Origin of the sequence: Streptomyces monticola (assembly GCF_042665355.1) — a bacterium.
Lineage (GTDB): Bacteria > Actinomycetota > Actinomycetes > Streptomycetales > Streptomycetaceae > Streptomyces > Streptomyces monticola.
Map to the genome: position 1 here is coordinate 251984 of NZ_JBHTCF010000011.1, position 16255 is coordinate 268238.

Genomic DNA, 16255 nt, shown 5'->3' on the forward strand with positions numbered 1-16255 from the left:
GCCTTCGATCGAGACTCGATCAGAACTCGCCGAGCGGACGATGGGCACGCACGGGAGCCCAGGCACACCCCAGGCACAAGGTCTGAGCGTACCTACCTCACGGAGCTGGGTCAAAACAAATGCGATGGCGCGCGACACGCCGGACTTGTCCCTTGCCATGGCTTACCTGAGCAGACCCCTGTATTCCCAAGGTCCGGCCTTCTGCCGAGCCTTCCGACAGGCCTTTATGAGCCATTCGTCATGACCGTTCACTGTGACCGAGGCGACGTGCCGGCACTCCCCCGCCAAAGTCGTGAAAGCCCTGAGATAAGCCTCTGAGCCCGGCCGAAAGCCCGAAAGGGCGGCCACCCCGAGAGGTGACCGCCCTTTCAGCAGACGTACGCCTTACTGGTTGTACGGACCGTAGTCGTAGTCCTCCAGCGGAACGGCCTGGCCGGAGCCCGTGCCGAACGGCGAGTAGTCGATGTCGTCGTAGCCGACGGCCGAGTACATCGCGGCCTTGGCCTCCTCGGTGGGCTCCACCCGGATGTTGCGGTAGCGGGACAGGCCCGTACCGGCCGGGATGAGCTTACCGATGATGACGTTCTCCTTGAGGCCGATGAGGCTGTCGGACTTGGCGTTGATCGCCGCATCCGTCAGGACTCGGGTCGTCTCCTGGAAGGAGGCGGCCGACAGCCAGGACTCCGTCGCCAGCGAGGCCTTGGTGATACCCATCAGCTGCGGACGGCCGGAGGCCGGGTGGCCGCCTTCCTGGACCACACGACGGTTCTCGGTCTCGAACTTCGAGCGCTCGACGAGCTCGCCCGGCAGCAGCTCCGCGTCGCCGGACTCGATGATCGTCACGCGGCGCAGCATCTGCCGGATGATGATCTCGATGTGCTTGTCGTGGATCGACACGCCCTGCGAGTTGTAGACCTTCTGGACCTCGCCGACCAGGTGGACCTGGACAGCGCGCTGACCGAGGATCCGCAGCACGTCGTGCGGGTTGGTGGCACCCACGGTGAGCTTCTGGCCCACCTCGACGTGGTCGCCCTCGGCCACCTGGAGACGGGCGCGCTTCGAGATCGGGAACGCCGTCTCGTCGCTGCCGTCGTCCGGGGTGACGACGATCTTCTTGGTCTTCTCGGTCTCCTCGATGCGGACACGGCCCGCGGCCTCGGAGATCGGGGCGACACCCTTCGGCGTACGAGCCTCGAAGAGCTCGACGACACGGGGCAGACCCTGGGTGATGTCGTCACCGGCCACACCACCGGTGTGGAAGGTACGCATCGTCAGCTGGGTACCGGGCTCACCGATGGACTGGGCGGCGATGATGCCGACCGCCTCACCGATGTCGACCAGCTTGCCGGTGGCGAGCGAACGGCCGTAGCAGTACGCACACGTGCCGACCGCGGACTCACAGGTCAGGACCGAGCGGGTCTTGACCTCCTCCACGCCATTGGCGACCAGGGCGTCGATGAGCACGTCACCGAGGTCGACGTTGGCCGGCGCGATGACCTTGCCGTCGACGACGACGTCCTCGGCGAGCATGCGGGCGTACACCGAGGTCTCTACGTCCTCGGCCTTCCGCAGCACACCGTCGGCGCCGCGCTCGGCGATCCGCAGCTTCAGACCGCGGTCGGTGCCACAGTCCTCCTCGCGGATGATGACGTCCTGGGAGACGTCCACCAGACGACGGGTCAGGTAACCGGAGTCGGCGGTACGCAGAGCGGTGTCCGCCAGACCCTTACGGGCACCGTGCGTGGAGATGAAGTACTCGAGCACGGAGAGACCCTCACGGAACGACGCCTTAATGGGCCGCGGGATGGTCTCGTTCTTGGCGTTGGACACCAGACCACGCATACCGGCGATCTGACGCATCTGCATCATGTTTCCGCGAGCACCCGAGTTCACCATCATGTAGATGGGGTTGGTCTTCGGGAAGTTCGCGTTCATCGCCTCGGCGACCTCGTTGGTCGCACGGGTCCAGATGGTGATGAGCTCGTTGGTGCGCTCGTCCTTGGTGATCAGACCGCGCTCGTACTGCTTCTGGACCTTCTCGTCCTGAGCCTCGTACGAAGCGACGATCTCCTTCTTCGCCTCGGGAACGACGACGTCGGAGATGGCCACGGTGACACCGGAACGGGTCGCCCAGAAGAAGCCGGCCGCCTTCAGGTTGTCGAGCGTCGCCGCCACGATGACCTTGGGGTAGCGCTCGGCCAGGTCGTTGACGATCTCGGAGAGCTGCTTCTTGCCCACCGAGTAGTCGACGAACGGGTAGTCCTCGGGCAGCAGCTCGTTGAAGAGCGCGCGGCCCAGGGTGGTGCGCAGACGGAACGAGTCCCCCTGCTGCCACTCCGGCTCGCCCTCCTCCTGCGCCGGCGGGGTCCAGCCGCGCGGCGGGATGGTGCCCACCGGGAAGCGGATGTCGACCTTCGCCTGCAGCGAGAGCTCACGGGCGTCGAACGCCATGATCGCCTCGGCCGTGGAGCCGAAGGACCGGCCCTCACCGATGACCTTGCGCTCTTCCTCGTCGGTGGTGAGGAAGAAGAGGCCGAGCACCATGTCCTGGGTGGGCATGGTGACCGGACGGCCGTCGGCCGGCTTCAGGATGTTGTTCGAGGACAGCATCAGGATGCGGGCCTCGGCCTGCGCCTCCGCGGAGAGCGGCAGGTGCACGGCCATCTGGTCACCGTCGAAGTCCGCGTTGAACGCGGTGCAGACGAGCGGGTGGATCTGGATGGCCTTGCCCTCGACCAGCTGCGGCTCGAAGGCCTGGATGCCGAGGCGGTGCAGGGTGGGAGCACGGTTCAGGAGAACCGGGTGCTCGGCGATGACCTCTTCGAGGACGTCGTACACGACCGTGCGGCCGCGCTCCACCATGCGCTTGGCGCTCTTGATGTTCTGCGCGTGGTTCAGGTCGACCAGGCGCTTCATCACGAACGGCTTGAAGAGCTCCAGCGCCATGGCCTTCGGCAGACCGCACTGGTGCAGCTTCAGCTGCGGACCGACGACGATCACGGAACGCGCGGAGTAGTCCACACGCTTACCGAGCAGGTTCTGACGGAAGCGGCCCTGCTTGCCCTTGAGCATGTCGGACAGCGACTTCAGCGGACGGTTGCCGGGGCCCGTGACCGGGCGACCACGACGGCCGTTGTCGAACAGCGCGTCGACGGCCTCCTGGAGCATGCGCTTCTCGTTGTTCACGATGATCTCGGGCGCACCGAGGTCGAGAAGGCGCTTCAGGCGGTTGTTGCGGTTGATCACGCGACGGTACAGGTCGTTCAGGTCGGAGGTCGCGAAGCGGCCACCGTCCAGCTGCACCATCGGACGCAGGTCCGGCGGGATGACCGGCACGCAGTCGAGCACCATGCCCTTGGGGCTGTTGCTGGTCTGCAGGAACGCGGAGACGACCTTGAGGCGCTTGAGCGCACGGGTCTTCTTCTGGCCCTTGCCGGTACGGATGATCTCGCGAAGCCGCTCGGCCTCTTCGTCGAGGTCGAAGGACTCCAGGCGCTTCTGCAGGGCAGCGGCACCCATGGAGCCGTCGAAGTACGTGCCGAAGCGGTCACGCAGCTCGCGGTAGAGCAGCTCGTCGCCCTCGAGGTCCTGGACCTTGAGGTTCTTGAAGCGGTTCCAGACCTCGTCGAGACGGTCGATCTCGCGCTGCGCACGGTCACGCAGCTGCTTCATCTCGCGCTCGGCACCTTCGCGCACCTTGCGGCGTACGTCGGCCTTGGCGCCCTCGGCCTCGAGCTCGGCCAGGTCGGTCTCGAGCTTCTTGGCGCGGGCCTCGAGGTCCGAGTCGCGACGGTTCTCGATCTGCTGACGCTCGACGGAGACGTGCGCCTCCAGGGACGGCAGGTCGCGGGTACGACGCTCCTCGTCCACGAACGTGATCATGTACGCCGCGAAGTAGATGACCTTCTCGAGGTCCTTCGGGGCGAGGTCGAGCAGGTAGCCAAGGCGCGACGGGACGCCCTTGAAGTACCAGATGTGGGTGACGGGAGCGGCCAGCTCAATGTGGCCCATCCGCTCACGACGCACCTTGGCGCGAGTGACCTCGACGCCGCAGCGCTCGCAGATGATGCCCTTGAAGCGGACACGCTTGTACTTGCCGCAGTAGCACTCCCAGTCCCGGGTCGGACCGAAGATCTTCTCGCAGAAGAGCCCGTCCTTTTCCGGCTTGAGCGTGCGGTAGTTGATGGTCTCCGGCTTCTTGACCTCGCCGTGCGACCACTGTCGGATGTCGTCCGCGGTGGCAAGGCCGATCCGCAGCTCGTCGAAGAAGTTGACGTCGAGCACTTTGTCGTCAATCCCTCTTTCGGGGTCGTGTCTCAATCATGGTCTGAACGGGTCCGGGGAGAGCGGGCCGCCGCGGTGAAGCGGCGGCCCACCAACCCGTCAGACCTCTTCGACGCTGCTCGGCTCGCGCCGGGACAGGTCGATACCGAGCTCCTCCGCCGCGCGGAAGACGTCCTCGTCGGTGTCACGCATCTCGATGGACATGCCGTCCGAGGACAGCACCTCCACGTTGAGGCAGAGCGACTGCATTTCCTTGATGAGCACCTTGAAGGACTCAGGGATGCCGGGCTCGGGGATGTTCTCGCCCTTGACGATGGCCTCGTAGACCTTCACGCGGCCGGTCACGTCGTCGGACTTGATCGTCAGCAGTTCCTGGAGGGCGTAAGCGGCGCCGTAAGCCTCGAGCGCCCACACCTCCATCTCACCGAAGCGCTGACCACCGAACTGCGCCTTACCACCCAGCGGCTGCTGGGTGATCATCGAGTACGGGCCGGTCGAGCGGGCGTGCAGCTTGTCGTCGACCAGGTGGTGCAGCTTCAGGATGTACATGTACCCGACGGAGATCGGGTCCGGGAAAGGCTCACCCGAGCGGCCGTCGAACAGGTTGGCCTTGCCGGACGGCTGCACCATCCGGTTGCCGTCGCGGTTCGGGATCGTCGACTCGAAGAGACCGGAGATCTCGTCCTCACGCGCACCGTCGAAGACCGGGGTCGCGACGTTGGAGCCCGAGGGCACCTCGTCGGCGCCGATGCGCTGCAGTCGCTGCATCCACTCCTCGGAGCCCTCGACCTTCCAGCCCTGGCTGGCGAGCCAGCCGAGGTGGATCTCGAGGACCTGTCCCGGGTTCATTCGGGACGGGACACCCAGCGGGTTCAGGATGATGTCGACCGGAGTTCCGTCCTCGAGGAACGGCATGTCCTCGACGGGCAGGATCTTGGAGATAACACCCTTGTTGCCGTGGCGGCCGGCGAGCTTGTCACCGTCGGTGATCTTGCGCTTCTGCGCCACGTAGACACGAACCAGCTGGTTCACGCCCGGCGGCAGTTCGTCGCCCTCTTCACGGTCGAAGACGCGGACGCCGATGACCTTGCCGGTCTCGCCGTGCGGCACCTTCAGGGAGGTGTCACGGACCTCGCGGGCCTTCTCACCGAAGATCGCGCGAAGCAGACGCTCTTCCGGCGTCAGCTCGGTCTCACCCTTGGGCGTGACCTTGCCGACGAGGATGTCGCCGGCGACGACCTCGGCACCGATACGGATGATGCCGCGCTCGTCGAGGTCGGCGAGGACCTCCTCGGAGACGTTCGGGATGTCCCGGGTGATCTCCTCCGGGCCGAGCTTGGTGTCACGGGCGTCGACCTCGTGCTCCTCGATGTGGATCGAGGAGAGGACGTCGTCCTGCACGAGGCGCTGCGACAGGATGATCGCGTCCTCGTAGTTGTGGCCCTCCCACGGCATGAACGCCACGAGCAGGTTCTTGCCGAGCGCCATCTCGCCCTCGTCGGTCGAGGGACCGTCGGCGAGGACCTGGCCCTCGATGACGCGCGCACCCTCGTCGACGACGACCTTCTGGTTGAAGGACGTGCCCTGGTTGGAGCGGGAGAACTTGGCGATGCGGTACGTGGTGTAGGTGCCGTCGTCGTTGGCCACCGTCACGTAGTCGGCGGAGACCTCCTGGACGACACCGTCCTTCTCGGCCTTGATGACGTCACCGGCGTCGACCGCACAGCGGTACTCCATGCCGGTGCCGACCAGCGGGGCCTCCGCCTTAATCAGCGGCACGGCCTGGCGCATCATGTTCGAGCCCATGAGCGCGCGGTTGGCGTCGTCGTGCTCGAGGAAGGGGATCATCGCGGTCGCGACCGACACCATCTGGCGCGGCGAGACGTCCATGTAGTCGACGTCGTCGCCCGGGATGTAGTCGACCTCGCCGCCACGGCGGCGGACCAGGACGCGGTTCTCGGCGAAGTGCAGGTCGTCCGTCAGCGGCGCGTTGGCCTGCGCGATGACGAATCGGTCCTCTTCGTCGGCCGTCAGGTAGTCGACATCGTCGGTGACGACACCGTCGACGACCTTGCGGTACGGCGTCTCGACGAAGCCGAACGCGTTGACCCGGCCGTACGAGGCGAGCGAGCCGATCAGACCGATGTTCGGGCCTTCGGGCGTCTCGATCGGGCACATGCGGCCGTAGTGCGACGGGTGCACGTCTCGGACCTCGAAGCCGGCCCGCTCACGGGACAGACCACCGGGGCCGAGCGCGGACAGACGACGCTTGTGGGTCAGACCCGACAGCGGGTTCGTCTGGTCCATGAACTGCGACAGCTGGCTGGTGCCGAAGAACTCCTTGATGGAGGCGACGACCGGCCGGATGTTGATCAGGGTCTGCGGCGTGATCGCCTCGACGTCCTGAGTCGTCATGCGCTCACGGACGACGCGCTCCATACGAGCCAGACCCGTACGGACCTGGTTCTGGATGAGCTCGCCGACGTTACGCAGACGACGGTTGCCGAAGTGGTCGATGTCGTCGGTCTCGACGACGATGCCCACACCGCTGTCGCCAACGGTCTCGGTCTCACCGGCGTGCAGCTTCACGAGGTACTTGATCGAGGCGATGATGTCCTCGACCGTGAGGATGCCCGCGTCGAGCGGAGCGTCCGCACCCAGCTTCTTGTTGACCTTGTAGCGGCCGACCTTCGCGAGGTCGTAGCGCTTCGGGTTGAAGTAGAGGTTCTCGAGCAGCGTCTGCGCGGCCTCACGCGTCGGGGGCTCGCCCGGACGCAGCTTGCGGTAGATGTCGAGCAGCGCGTCGTCCTGCCCCTGGGTGTGGTCCTTCTCCAGGGTGGCGCGCATGGACTCGTACTCGCCGAACTCCTCGAGGATCTGCTCGGTGGTCCAGCCGAGCGCCTTCAGGAGGACGGTGACGGACTGCTTGCGCTTGCGGTCGATACGCACACCGACCATGTCGCGCTTGTCGATCTCCATCTCCAGCCAGGCACCCCGGGACGGGATGATCTTGGCGGAGAAGATGTCCTTGTCGGACGTCTTGTCGATGGAGGAGTCGAAGTAGACGCCCGGCGAGCGGACCAGCTGCGAAACGACGACACGCTCGGTGCCGTTGATGCAGAAGGTGCCCTTGTTCGTCATGAGCGGGAAGTCGCCCATGAAGACCGTCTGGGACTTGATCTCGCCGGTCTCGTTGTTGGTGAACTCGGCGGTGACGAAGAGCGGCGCCGCGTACGTGAAGTCGCGCTCCTTGCACTCGTCGATCGAGTTCTTCGGAGGCTCAAAACGGTGGTCGCGGAAGGTCAGCGACATCGACCCGGAGAAGTCCTCGATCGGGGAGATCTCCTCGAAGATCTCCTCCAGACCGGACTTGGTGGGGACGTCCTGTCCGCTTTCGAGAGCCGCCTCGACACGAGCCTTCCAAGCGTCGTTGCCGAGCAGCCAGTCAAAGCTCTCGGTCTGCAGCGCAAGAAGGTTCGGAACCTCGAGGGGCTCCTTGATCTTTGCAAAGGAGATGCGCAGCGGGGCGGTGCTGGCGCCGTTGTTCGTATTGGCAGTCGAGGCGTTGCGCGAGGCGGCCAAGAGGGGGTCCTTCCGAGGGCTCGGACTCACTACGCGCGTACCGGTCCCATACCGAGCAAGCTCAGAGAAATCCCAGGTCAGGGAGGTTCAATCAACAGTGCTCAAGCGTGGGCATGCCCCTGGTGACGGGCAGGAGGCAGCTAACAGGCAGCGCAAAGGGTCAGTGTAGCCACTCGGCCCACTGATGTCCAGAGCGGGTTTTTGTGAGACCCACGAACACCTCAGTCCTGCTGTTGTCGTCACCCGCGGCAGACCCCTCGCCACTGGGCGCATATCCACACTGCCCTGTTCGCCACCGATCCATGCCTCGGATTCGGATCGTTGTGACGACGCGTCCTGAGAATTGCGCGCTGCGTGCGGTTCGTCAAGGCCCCCCTGCCCAAACCGGGCTGCCGCGATCGTCACCACTGAGGCACCGGAGGCACAACGAAGATCACCATACTCGGCCCCACCGCCAGTGCAAGGCAGCCGTCACGGGAACGCCGAAGGGCGACCACCCATATGGGTGATCGCCCTTCAGTGTGTGCGCGTTACAGCGCGGGAGCCTTGAGGCTCGAAAGAGTCAGACGACTCGGGAGGTCACTTGACCTCGACGGAGGCGCCGGCGCCCTCGAGGGCCTCCTTGGCCTTGTCCGCGGCGTCCTTGGCGACCTTCTCGAGGACCGGCTTCGGGGTGCCGTCGACGAGGTCCTTGGCCTCCTTCAGACCCAGGGAGGTCAGCTCACGCACGACCTTGATGACCTGGATCTTCTTGTCGCCGGCGCCGGTCAGGATGACGTCGAACTCGTCCTGCTCGGCCTCGGCCTCGGCAGCGGCGCCACCAGCGGCACCACCGGCGACGACGACCGGCGCGGCAGCGGCGGCGGTGACGTCGAACTTCTCCTCGAAGGCCTTCACGAACTCGGAGAGCTCGATGAGGGTCATCTCCTCGAACTGGGCGAGCAGGTCGTCCTGGCTGAGCTTCGCCATGATGGCGGTCCTTCCACTAATTCGGCTGGTGCCGGATGTACATGTGAGGCGGGCGTACTTTCGGGCCCGCTGCGACCGGCGCCCTAGCGGGCGTCAGTCAATGCGCGAGCCGAATTACTCGGCACCGCCCTGCTCGGCCTGCTTGGCACGAAGCGCCTCCGCGGTGCGGACGAACTTCGAGGGCAGCGCCTGGAAGACAGAGGCAGCCTGCGACTGCTTGCCCTTCATGGCACCGGCCAGCTTGCTGAGCAGAACCTCGCGGGACTCGAGGTCCGCAAGCTTCTTGATCTCGTCGGCGGACAGCGCCTTGCCGTCAAGGACACCGCCCTTGATGACGAGAGAGGGGTTGTCCTTGGCGAAGTCACGAAGACCCTTCGCCGCCTCGACCGGGTCACCGGTCACGAAGGCGACAGCCGTCGAGCCCTGAAGGTGCTCGTCCAGCTGGATCCCGGCCTCATTGGCCGCGATCTTGGTCAGCGTGTTCTTCACCACTCGGTACTGAGCGTTCTCGCCGAGAGAACGGCGGAGCTGCTTGAGCTGCGCCACGGTCAGTCCGGTGTAAGACGTGACAACAGCAGCGTTGGAGTTGCGGAGCTTCTCCGTGATCTCCTCGACAGCTGCGACCTTGTCGGACGTCGCCATGAGCCTCGGCCTCCTTCCGGGGTGATGATCCTCGACTGACCTTTCGATCAGCCGCGTACGCCGGACCGCCTGAATCAGGCACGTAGAAGGGGGCGTCTGCACAAAACGAAACGCCCCGGCATAGGTGCACGGGGCGTGAGCTCGACCGGACGGAATCCATCCAGGAGCGCTTCCACAGTCACCTACGCGGGTCGTCCGCAGTTCAGCGGATCCTTCGGCCACTGCGCCCTCAAGACGAGTGCACAGCAACGACCAGCGGTCTTTGGCTTCTGTGGAAGAGTACGCGAACGGGGCCTCGTCGAGCAAATCGGCTCCGGAGGCCCCGTATCAGCTGCCTTTCGAAGGCTTCGTTACGGCTGCGGCTGCTTGTTCATCAGGTCCTTGACGTTGACCGTGTCACCGGCCGGCGGCTGCTCGGTGGCCACATCCACGCCGTAGTCGGTGTAGTAGACCGTCTGGGAGAACTCACCGGTCTTCATCTTGGCCTCTTCGACCTTCTTCACCAGGAGGTCCTCGTCGTCGACCCAGATGTCGATCTTCTCGGTCTTCATCCCGGCCTGTTCAAGCTGCTGGCGGAGTTCCCCCGCCTGCTTCTCGTCCATGCGGGCGTTCTTGGCGGTCAGGTCGGCGACATCGACGGTGCCGGAGTAGTGCGTGGTCTTCACGCCGCGGACGTCCTCCTCACCGACGCGCTTCACGTCGCCGGAGGCCAGCAGCATCTTCACCGTCTGGTTGGGGGTGGAGCTCTGCATCTGGTTCTTGAGCGCCGAGCCGGCCGCGCCGCCCATCTCGGCCAGGGTCTCGTAGTCGTACTCGATCCAGTGCTTGCCGCCTGAAGTGGCCGCGAACTTGTCCCCCATGTTCGCGTAGTAGCCGTTCTTCAGGTAGCGGTAGTCGATCGACGTATCCCCGGACTGCTTCATCTGTTCGGCCATCGGGCCGTCGGCGAAGGTGATGCGCAGGACGCCCGTGACGCCGTCCGACCAGTCGAGGCCGCCCTTCATCTCCATCGTGCCCTGGGCGCCCATGGTGGTCGTGCCGTCCACCTTGGCGGAGTCCGCGCTCTGCGTCTTGCTGTCGATGGCGCGCAGGGCCGACAGCGGGCTGAAGTTGCCGCCGTCCTTGCCCTCGCCCTTGTCCGTGGCTCCCCCGCAGGCCGCGACACCGGTCAGGGCGGCTGCCGCCGCGATCGAGACACAAGTGCGTCGCACGGTCCTGGTGTTCATTTGTCCCACCCCATTGAAAGAATTCTCGGTCGGCCAAGCACCGTAGCGCAGCCGGAAACACGGACGGGCCCCGCACCTCGAAAGGTTGCGGGGCCCGTCTGTTGAACGCGTGCGCGACGCGGCTACCGGGGAGTCCGGGGGACTCAGACGGCGGCCGGGTCCTCCTCGACGAGGAGGTTGCGGGTGCGGTTCGCGTCGAGCGGAATGCCGGGGCCCATCGTGGTGGTGAGCGCGGCCTTCTTGATGTAGCGGCCCTTGGCGGCGGAGGGCTTCAGACGAAGCACCTCCTCGAGGGCGGCACCGTAGTTCTCCACCAGCTTGGTGTCGTCGAAGGACACCTTGCCGATGATGAAGTGCAGGTTCGCGTGCTTGTCGACACGGAACTCGATCTTGCCGCCCTTGATGTCGTTGACAGCCTTGGTGACATCGGGGGTGACGGTGCCGGTCTTCGGGTTCGGCATCAGACCACGCGGACCGAGCACACGGCCGAGGCGGCCGACCTTGCCCATGAGGTCCGGGGTGGCGACGACGGCGTCGAAGTCCAGGCGGCCCTTCGAAACCTCGTCGATCAGCTCGTCGGCGCCGACGATGTCGGCGCCCGCGGCACGCGCGGCCTCGGCACGGTCGCCGGTCGCGAAGACCAGGACCCGGGCGGTCTTACCGGTGCCGTGCGGAAGGTTCACGGTGCCACGGACCATCTGGTCGGCCTTGCGCGGGTCAACACCCAGGCGGAAGGCGACCTCGACGGTGCCGTCGAACTTGGTGGAGGAGGTCTCCTTGGCGAGACGGACGGCCTCGAGCGGGGCGTAGAGCTTGTCCCGGTCGATCTTGGCGTCCGCAGCGCGGAGAGTCTTGCTGCGCTTCACTTCTACTCCTGAGGTTCAGGTTTGGAGTCCGTGGTCCGGGCCGGCGCTGGCCCTGCCACTGAGGTCAAACGGGGTTTGAGGTCAGCCCTCGACCGTGATGCCCATGGAACGGGCGGTGCCGGCGATGATCTTCGACGCGGCGTCCAGGTCGTTCGCGTTGAGGTCGGGCATCTTGGTGGTGGCGATCTCGCGGACCTGCGCCTCGGTGATCTTGGCGACCTTGGTCTTGTGCGGCTCGCCGGAGCCCTTCTCCACGCCCGCGGCCTTGAGAATCATCTTCGCGGCCGGCGGCGTCTTGGTGATGAAGGTGAAGGAACGGTCTTCGTAGACCGTGATCTCCACCGGGATGACCCAACCGCGCTGCGACTCGGTCGCGGCGTTGTAGGCCTTGCAGAACTCCATGATGTTGACGCCGTGCTGGCCGAGCGCCGGGCCGACCGGCGGGGCCGGGTTGGCGGCACCAGCCTGGATCTGGAGCTTGATAAGCCCCGTGACCTTCTTCTTCTTGGGAGGCATTGCTCTCTCCGGGTCCTAGTGAGAGTGATCCGCCTTCACCCGATCATCCGGATGGAGGCATACCGCACAACGATAACGGGTATAGCTGCGCGGCTAAAAACCGAGCAGGTCAGACCGGCTTTAGCAGCCCGTCTGACCTGGTCGGAAGCGTGCGGTCCGAGAGGAACCAGTGCGGAACTAGTTCTTCTGGATCTGGTCGAAGCTGAGCTCGACCGGGGTCTCGCGGCCGAAGATCTCGACGAGGCCCTTGACCTTCTTCGAGTCGGGGTTGATCTCGTTGATGGTCGCCTGCAGCGTCGCGAACGGGCCGTCGGTGACGGTGACCGAGTCGCCCACCTCGAAGTCGAGGACCTGGACCTCGACCTTGCGGGCCGGAGCCGGCTTGCCCTCGGCCTCGGCGGCCTCACGGGCGGCCTTCTCCTCGGCCTCCGGGGCGAGCATCTTGACGATCTCGTCCAGGGTCAGCGGGTACGGGTCGTAGGCGTTGCCCACGAAGCCGGTGACGCCGGGGGTGTTGCGGACGACGCCCCAGGACTCGTTCGTCAGGTCCATGCGCACCAGGACGTAGCCCGGGAGCTTGTTCTGACGGATGGTCTTGCGCTCGCCGTTCTTGATCTGCGCGACCTCTTCCTGCGGCACCTCGGCCTGGAAGATGAAGTCCTCCACGTTCAGCGAGACGGCGCGCTGCTCGAGGTTGGTCTTCACGCGGTTCTCGTAACCGGCGTACGTGTGGATGACGTACCACTCACCGGGGAGGGTGCGCAGTTCCTCGCGCAGGGCGGCGATCGGGTCGACGGGCTCGGCGTCCTCCGCCTCGTCGGCCTCCTGCGCCTCCTCGGCGGCGACCTCGTCCTCGGCGCTCTCGGCGACGGCCTCGGCCTCGTCCTCGATGTGCACCGCGGCCTCTTCGGCGGGCTCGCCCGCCGCGAGGTCGGCAGCCTCAGCCTGGTCCGGCTCCTCGGCGTCCGCCGCCTCAACGATGTCGAGCTGGTCCTCCACGGACTCCGCCGACTCGATGGCGTCGTTCAGGTTCGGGTCAGACACGGTGGCTGCTTCTTCCTGGATACATATGGGTGGAACGCGCGAAAGGGGCGCCGGGGATCGGCGCCCTCCGCTCGGCTTCTAGCCGAAGACGGCCTTGACGGCCTGCGAGAAGCCATAGTCAAGCACGGTCACCAAGGCAATCATGATGACAACGAAGACAATCACCACTGAGGTGTATGTCGTGAGCTGACTGCGAGTCGGCCAGACGACCTTGCGGAGCTCCGCGACAATCTGGCGGTAGAAGAGCGCGAGACGGCCCAGAGGGCCCTTCTTTCCGCGCTTGCCGCCCTTGCGGCCCTTCTTCTTCGACTCGGTCGCCTCGTCCGGGGCATCAGGCGTGTCGATCGAGCCCACGGCGTCCGTCACTCGTTGCTCACCTGATTCCGGGTCGTGGCCGTGCCGCGCCCGGTGGAGCCGCACGGCGGTGCTTTAGCAGTACGTACATGCGCACACAGCCTGGCGAAAGGTGTGTGTAGCAGGGCCGGAGGGACTTGAACCCCCAACCGCTGGTTTTGGAGACCAGTGCTCTACCAATTGAGCTACGACCCTTTGATTTCCCCCAACGTACCGCATCCGCCCAAGTGCACGGACTGTGCGTGGAAGGAGCGGGCCGCTGAAGGCCAACGAGGGACGAGTGTACGTGTTCCTGAGCCCGACGTCGAACAGAATGGGCGTCACCGGTACGGCAAACCCCTGTACCGGGGGTGTTTCGGGTCTGGAACGATGGGGCGCATGAGCGCTGCAACCCCACCCACCGATCGCCGCATCTCCGCCCGCATCGGCGCGATCTCCGAGTCCGCCACCCTCGCCGTCGACGCCAAGGCCAAGGCCCTGAAGGCCGCCGGGCGTCCGGTCATCGGGTTCGGCGCGGGCGAACCGGACTTCCCCACTCCGGGCTACATCGTCGAAGCCGCGGTCGAGGCCTGCAAGAACCCGAAGTACCACCGCTACACGCCGGCGGGCGGGCTGCCCGAGCTGAAGGCCGCCATCGCCGCGAAGACGCTGCGCGACTCCGGTTACGAGGTCGAGGCCGCCAACGTCCTGGTCACCAACGGCGGCAAGCAGGCCATCTACGAGGCCTTCGCCACCATCCTGGACCCGGGCGACGAGGTCATCGTGCCGACCCCGTACTGGACGACGTACCCCGAGTCGATCCAGCTCGCGGGCGGTGTGCCGGTGTTCGTGACCGCGGACGAGACCACCGGCTACCGCGTCTCGGTGGAGCAGCTCGAGGCCGCCGTCACCGAGAACACCAAGGTGCTGCTCTTCGTCTCCCCCTCCAACCCGACCGGCGCCGTCTACACGCGCGCGCAGGTCGAGGAGATCGGCCGCTGGGCCGCGGAGAAGGGCCTGTGGGTCCTGACCGACGAGATCTACGAGCACCTGGTGTACGGCGACGCCGAGTTCAGCTCGCTGCCGGTGGTCGTGCCCGAGCTGCGCGACAAGTGCATCGTGGTCAACGGTGTCGCGAAGACGTACGCGATGACCGGCTGGCGCGTGGGCTGGGTCATCGGCCCGAAGGACGTGATCAAGGCGGCGACCAACCTGCAGTCGCACGCCACGTCCAACGTGAGCAATGTGGCGCAGGCCGCCGCCATCGCCGCCGTCTCCGGTGACCTCACTGCGGTCGCCGAGATGCGCAAGGCCTTCGACCGGCGCCGCCAGACCATCGTGAAGATGCTCAACGACGTCGACGGCGTGCTCTGCCCCGAGCCGGAGGGCGCGTTCTACGCGTACCCCTCGGTGAAGGGGCTGCTCGGCAAGGAGATCCGCGGCAAGCGCCCGGAGACCACCGTCGAGCTCGCCGCCCTGATCCTGGACGAGGTCGAGGTCGCCGTGGTTCCGGGCGAGGCCTTCGGCACGCCGGGATACCTGCGGCTCTCCTACGCCCTGGGTGACGAGGACCTGGTCGAGGGTGTCTCGCGGATCCAGAAGCTGCTTGCCGAGGCGCGCTAGCGGTTCCACTTCCGTACGGGCCCCCGGCTGCTGCCGGGGGCCCGTTTGTTCGTTCGGGGAAGTACTCCTTGGTGGCTCCTTGGAAGAAAGCGGCTACCGGGACGGCGGGTCCGTACGGCAGGATCTTGGGATGGAGCGTGTGCGTGACGTACGGCTGTTGCCCAAGGCCCATCTGCATCTGCACTTCACCGGGTCGATGCGGCCGACGACCCTGCTGGAACTCGCCGACAAATACGGTGTGCACCTGCCGGACGCGCTGACCGGGGGTCAGCCGCCGAAGCTGCGCGCGACCGACGAGCGCGGCTGGTTCCGCTTCCAGCGGCTCTACGACATGGCGCGGTCCTGTCTGCGCGAGCCGGAGGACATCCAGCGCCTGGTCCGCGAGGCCGCTCAGGAGGACATCGCGGACGGCTGCGGGTGGCTGGAGATCCAGGTCGATCCGACGTCGTACGCCCCCAGGCTCGGCGGGCTGATTCCCGCCCTCGAAGTCATCCTGGACGCGGTGGACTCCGCCTCCCGCGAGACCGGTCTCGGGATGCGGATCCTGGTCGCGGCGAACCGCATGAAGCACCCGCTGGACGCCCGGACCCTGGCGCGGCTCGCGGTGCGCTACGCGGACCGCGGCATCGTCGGCTTCGGGCTCTCCAACGACGAACGCCGGGGCATGGCGAGGGACTTCGACCGTGCCTTCGCCATCGCACGCGACGGCGGCCTCCTCGCGGCGCCGCACGGCGGTGAGCTGACCGGGCCGTCCTCGGTCCGTGACTGCCTGGACGATCTGCACGCCGCCCGGATCGGGCACGGGGTGCGGGCCGCCGAGGACCCCCGGCTGCTGAAGCGACTCGCCGACCGGGGCGTGACCTGCGAGGTCTGCCCCGCCTCCAACGTGGCCCTCGGGGTGTACGAGAAGCCCGAGGACGTACCGCTCCGGACGCTGTACGACGCCGGGGTGCCGATGGCGCTCGGGGCCGACGACCCGCTCCTCTTCGGGTCGCGGCTCGCGGCGCAGTACGAACTCGCGCGGACGCACCACGGGTTCGGCGACGCCGAACTGGCGGAGCTGGCGCGGCAGTCGGTGCGCGGCTCGGCCGCCCCCGCCGACGTACAGGAGAAGCTTCTGGCGGGGATCGACGGCTGGCTGGCTTGAGCGGACCCGTCAGCTGCTGACCG

Annotated in this window: 11 protein-coding genes and 1 tRNA gene; 2 read left to right on the plus strand and 10 right to left on the minus strand. The window is 66.3% G+C overall.

The window, feature by feature from the left end; translation table 11 throughout:
* Positions 1-384 precede the first annotated feature (384 nt).
* The 10 genes from ACFQVC_RS25240 to ACFQVC_RS25285 all read right to left on the minus strand — a co-directional run bounded on the left by ACFQVC_RS25240 (position 385) and on the right by ACFQVC_RS25285 (position 13678).
* The gene (locus tag ACFQVC_RS25240; RefSeq protein ID WP_381834571.1) at positions 385-4284 is read right to left on the minus strand and encodes a DNA-directed RNA polymerase subunit beta'; all 3900 of its coding nucleotides are present in this window, start codon (positions 4282-4284) and stop codon (positions 385-387) included.
* Positions 4285-4383: 99 nt separating this feature from the next.
* Positions 4384-7866: a DNA-directed RNA polymerase subunit beta gene (gene rpoB / locus ACFQVC_RS25245; protein WP_381834574.1), complete on the minus strand. Its 3483-nt coding sequence runs from the start codon at positions 7864-7866 to the stop codon at positions 4384-4386.
* Between the two features lie 579 nt (positions 7867-8445).
* On the minus strand, positions 8446-8835 hold the full coding sequence (gene rplL / locus ACFQVC_RS25250) for a 50S ribosomal protein L7/L12 (RefSeq protein ID WP_381834577.1): 390 nt from the start codon (positions 8833-8835) through the stop codon (positions 8446-8448).
* Between the two features lie 114 nt (positions 8836-8949).
* Complete coding sequence (gene rplJ, locus ACFQVC_RS25255) at positions 8950-9477, minus strand: 50S ribosomal protein L10 (protein ID WP_381834579.1); 528 nt, start codon at positions 9475-9477, stop codon at positions 8950-8952.
* Positions 9478-9827: 350 nt separating this feature from the next.
* On the minus strand, positions 9828-10703 hold the full coding sequence (locus ACFQVC_RS25260) for an SCO4651 family lipoprotein (RefSeq protein ID WP_381834581.1): 876 nt from the start codon (positions 10701-10703) through the stop codon (positions 9828-9830).
* A 143-nt stretch (positions 10704-10846) separates the two neighbouring features.
* A complete protein-coding gene (gene rplA / locus ACFQVC_RS25265) occupies positions 10847-11569 on the minus strand; it encodes a 50S ribosomal protein L1 (RefSeq protein ID WP_381834583.1) in 723 nt (240 codons plus the stop codon).
* 81 nt (positions 11570-11650) lie between these two features.
* Positions 11651-12085 carry a 50S ribosomal protein L11 gene (gene rplK, locus ACFQVC_RS25270; RefSeq protein ID WP_016645192.1) on the minus strand — a complete coding sequence of 145 codons (435 nt, stop codon included), beginning with the start codon at positions 12083-12085 and terminating at the stop codon, positions 11651-11653.
* 177 nt (positions 12086-12262) lie between these two features.
* Positions 12263-13129 (minus strand): transcription termination/antitermination protein NusG, encoded by an 867-nt coding sequence (nusG, locus tag ACFQVC_RS25275; protein WP_381834586.1) that lies wholly within the window; start codon positions 13127-13129, stop codon positions 12263-12265.
* Positions 13130-13207: 78 nt separating this feature from the next.
* Complete coding sequence (gene secE / locus ACFQVC_RS25280; protein ID WP_381834589.1) at positions 13208-13495, minus strand: preprotein translocase subunit SecE; 288 nt, start codon at positions 13493-13495, stop codon at positions 13208-13210.
* A 110-nt stretch (positions 13496-13605) separates the two neighbouring features.
* Positions 13606-13678 (minus strand) — tRNA-Trp (locus tag ACFQVC_RS25285).
* A 183-nt stretch (positions 13679-13861) separates the two neighbouring features.
* Between ACFQVC_RS25285 and ACFQVC_RS25290 the strand changes: the two genes are divergently transcribed.
* Positions 13862-15085, plus strand: a complete 1224-nt coding sequence (locus tag ACFQVC_RS25290; protein WP_381834592.1) for a pyridoxal phosphate-dependent aminotransferase — start codon at positions 13862-13864, stop codon at positions 15083-15085.
* A gap of 130 nt (positions 15086-15215) precedes the next feature.
* Complete coding sequence (locus ACFQVC_RS25295; RefSeq protein ID WP_381834594.1) at positions 15216-16232, plus strand: adenosine deaminase; 1017 nt, start codon at positions 15216-15218, stop codon at positions 16230-16232.
* Positions 16233-16255 lie beyond the last annotated feature (23 nt).